The organism is Mesorhizobium sp. M1A.F.Ca.ET.072.01.1.1 (assembly GCF_004023325.1).
Lineage (GTDB): Bacteria > Pseudomonadota > Alphaproteobacteria > Rhizobiales > Rhizobiaceae > Mesorhizobium.
This window is the reverse complement of sequence record NZ_RZSF01000488.1, coordinates 1-3,584: the sequence shown is the minus strand read 5'-3', so window position 1 is coordinate 3,584 and position 3,584 is coordinate 1. Positions and strand designations below refer to the sequence as shown.

Annotated in this window: 4 protein-coding genes; 3 read left to right on the top strand and 1 reads right to left on the bottom strand. The window is 65.5% G+C overall.

Features of this window, described 5'->3' with window-relative positions:
- On the bottom strand, window positions 1-1,229 hold a 1,229-nt coding region (locus EOA32_RS34800), incomplete at its 3' end, for a mannitol dehydrogenase family protein (protein ID WP_145971462.1).
- Window positions 1,230-1,410: 181 nt separating this feature from the next.
- On the opposite strand from EOA32_RS34800, the gene uxaC reads away from it, so the two are divergent.
- The 3 genes from uxaC to EOA32_RS34790 form a co-directional block, all read left to right on the top strand.
- A complete protein-coding gene (gene uxaC, locus EOA32_RS34795; RefSeq protein ID WP_095778050.1) occupies window positions 1,411-2,814 on the top strand; it encodes a glucuronate isomerase in 1,404 nt (467 codons plus the stop codon).
- Window positions 2,815-2,838: 24 nt separating this feature from the next.
- Window positions 2,839-2,973, top strand: coding sequence for a hypothetical protein (locus EOA32_RS40690; protein WP_280940578.1), 135 nt, complete (start codon window positions 2,839-2,841; stop codon window positions 2,971-2,973).
- Between the two features lie 38 nt (window positions 2,974-3,011).
- Window positions 3,012-3,584, top strand: a 573-nt coding sequence (locus tag EOA32_RS34790) for a FadR/GntR family transcriptional regulator (RefSeq protein ID WP_145971461.1), incomplete at its 3' end; no start/stop codon positions are given.

The following is a 3,584-nucleotide window of genomic DNA, read 5'->3' as shown; positions in this document are numbered from 1 at the left end:
GTCCCGGCTTCGAGGCATTCGATGGCTGACGCGACGATGCGCTGCGGCAGTTTCTGGCTGCCGTCATTGGCGATCTGCGCGGTGCGATGAGCAAGCGCGGTGTTGGAGAAGCGCTGGGCGAGCTCGGCCGTATAGGCGGCCGTATCGAGGCCTGCATCCTCAGGCAGCGTCGGCACGGCTTCGGCCCACAATGCGTCGACAAACCGTCGGATCGACGGGTCGGCGAAGGCGCGGTCGACGGTGGTGTGGCCGCTGAGCAGGCCAAGATAGGCGATGCCGGAATGCGCGCCGTTGAGCAGCCTCAGCTTCATGTCCTCGAAGGGACCGACATCCTCGACCATGGTGACGCCGAATCTCTCCCAGGCCGGCCGCCCGGTGGGGAAACGGTCCTCAATCACCCATTGGCAGAACGGCTCGGTCACCACCGGCCAGGCATCCTGGAGGCCAAGCTCGCCGGCGATGCGGGCGCGGTCGGCGTCGGTGGTCGCCGGCACGATGCGATCGACCATGGAAGACGGGAAGGCCACTTCGCCGGCGACATGGCGGGCGAGTTCGGCATCGCCCTGTCGAGCGAGCCCGGCATCGCCCTGTCGAGCGAGTCGTAAGTCGCGCAGCTTGGCAAACTCGAGCAACAGCTTGTGCAGCGTGGCGCCGTTGGCCGGAAGGTTGTCGCAGCACAGCACCGTGAAGGGCGGCGTGCCGGCGGCGCGGCGGCGCGCAAGCGCCTCGGCCAGGAAACCATGCGCCGTCCTGGGCGATCCGGGGTTTCCCAGATCGTGGACGATATCGGGATGAGTTTCGTCTAGGCTGCCGTCGGCGGCCCTCAGATAGGCCTTTTCGGTGATGGTCAGCGTGACGATGCGGGTGCGCGGATCGGTGAGCGCGGTAAGCACGGCGTCCGGATCTTCGGGCGCCACCAGCAACGACACGATCGAGCCGATGATCTGCAACTGCTCGCCGGCGCTTTCCCTCACCGCCAGCGTGTAGAGACCGTCCTGCGGCGACAGCGCATCGCGTGTGTCGGGACTGCGCAGCGAGACGCCAATGATGCCCCAACCTGTATCGCCATCAGCCAGGGAGGCGTCGACATAGGCCGCCTGATGAGCGCGATGGAAGGCGCCGACGCCGAGATGGACGATGCCGGGCGTCACGGCGCCGCGATCGTAGCGGGGTATGGCGATTGCGCCCGGCAGCTGCGTGATCGAGGCGTTCGACAGACGGCTGTTCATTGGTTTGAAGTCTCCGATCGGCGCGTCGAGCCTGGCAGGAATGGCGGCAGCGGCGTAGCACCCGCCGCTGCCCGGTACAATGGCCGGGCCTTATGCAAAAGTCATCATACAACTGGCTGGTTTTTGTATGTTGACAATGTTGTTTGCTAATCCACCAATGGGGCAGCCTGGGAGGAGCGAAGTGGCTGCATTGACTGATCCGGACCTGTTGTTCGCGCCGGAAACGCGAACGCTGGCTCGCGCCCTTCATGCAGGCGTCAAGGACCTGCCGATCGTCAGCCCGCATGGCCACACGGACCCGCGCTGGTATGCGTTCAACGAGCCCTTTCCCGACCCCGCGCAGCTCCTGATCGTCCCGGACCACTACATTTTCCGCATGCTGTTCAGCCAGGGCGTGCCGCTGGAAAAGCTCGGCGTGCCGACGCTCGACGGAGCGCCGGTCGAGACCGACGGCAGAACGATCTGGCGGCGCTTTGCCGAGCATTACTATCTCTTCCGCGGCACGCCGACCCGGCTCTGGCTCGACCATGTGTTCGAGCACCTGTTCGGCATCGACGAACCGCTCAACGCCAGCACCGCTGATCGGTGCTACGACACGATCGCCGCGCTTCTTCAGCGCGCCGACTATCGGCCGCGGGCGCTGTTCGAGCGCTTCAACATCGAGGTGATCGCCACCACCGAAGGGGCGCTCGACGATCTCAAATGGCATCGGATGATCCGTGACAGCGGTTGGCAGGGCCGCGTCGTTACCGCCTACCGGCCGGACGCCGTGGTCGATCCCGACCTCGAAGGGTTTCTAGCCAATCTCGATCGCCTGGGCGAAATCACCGGATGCGACACCGGCACATGGGCCGGCTATCTCGAGGCGCACCGAAAGCGCCGCGCCTATTTCAAGGAATTCGGCGCCACCTCGTCCGATCACGGCCATCCGACCGCCGACACCGCCAATCTTTCCGACACGGCGGCGCAGGAGCTGTTCGACAGCATCCGCCGCGGTTCGGAGGACGAGCGCGAGCGAAAACTGTTCCGCGCCCAGATGCTGACCGAGATGGCCAAGATGAGTCGCGACGATGGGCTGGTAATGCAGATCCATCCCGGGTCGTGGCGCAATCATTCGCCGGCTGTTTTCCAGAAATTCGGCCGCGACAAGGGTTTCGATATCCCGACCCGGACCGACTATGTGACGGCGCTGAAGCCGCTGCTCGACTGCGTCGGGCTGGAGCGAGACCTGACGATCATTCTGTTCACGCTCGACGAGACGAGCTATGCGCGCGAGCTGGCGCCGCTCGCCGGCGTCTATCCGGCGCTGAAGCTTGGGCCGGCCTGGTGGTTCCACGACAGCCCGGAAGGCATGCGCCGCTTCCGCGAGATGACCACCGAGACGGCGGGCTTCTACAATACGGTCGGCTTCAACGACGACACGCGCGCCTTTCCATCGATCCCGGCGCGCCACGACGTCGCGCGGCGTGTCGACTGTGCCTTCCTGGCGCGGCTCGTCGCCGAACATCGGCTGCGCGAGGAGGAAGCGCATGAGCTGGCGCGCGAGCTTGCCTACACGCTTGCCAAGAAGGCGTACCGGCTCTGAGCCGGGCGCCAGGATTTGAAGGGCATGAAGTTCGGCAAGATCACGGTCTGGGAAGCGATACGCTCGAACTGGCCGTTCTACGGCGCGGGTATCGTGGTTCTGGCGCTGGTGACGTATATTCCCGCGATCTCGCTGTGGTTGCCAAGTGTCTTCAAGTAGGCGTCCTCGAATAGGGCGTTCAGATAGGGGAGTGCGACGTGGCCGGGCCCACGACGGATTTCAGGGTCGAACGGAAGCCGAAGCTGTCGGAAACGGTGGTCGCGGCGATCCGCAAGCAGCTGTTGGCGGGCGAGATCCCGCCCGGGCACAAGCTGCCGACCGAAGGGCAACTCACGGAAACCTTCGGCGTCAGCCGCACCGTCATTCGCGAGGCGCTGGCAAAGCTTGCCGCCGACGGCCTCGTCGAGGCGCGGCAGGGCGCCGGCGTCTTCGTCACAGAACACATCTCCACCACGCTCGGCGTTTTGGCCGCCGACATGGGCGCCAAGGATTCGATCGCGCTCAACGTGCTCGAGGTGCGGCTGGCGATCGAGATCGAATCGGCCGGCCTTGCCGCCATCCGCCGCAACGCGGCGCAAGAGGCGGCGATCCAGGAGGCTTTCTTCGAGTTCGAGCGGCTTCTGCTCGCCAGCCAGCCGACCGGTCCGGCGGATCTCGCCTTCCATAGGGCAATCGCCAGCGCCACCAATAACCCGTTCTATGTCGAGATGCTCGACGTGCTCGGCCGCCGCGCCATTCCCTGCGACGTAACCTCGCCCTGGTCGGCCGAG

Excerpts from the sequence above, each read along its gene's own strand:
- EOA32_RS40690 (WP_280940578.1), top strand. The coding sequence starts at position 2,839 with ATGAAGTTCGGCAAGATCACGGTCTGGGAAGCGATACGCTCGAACTGG.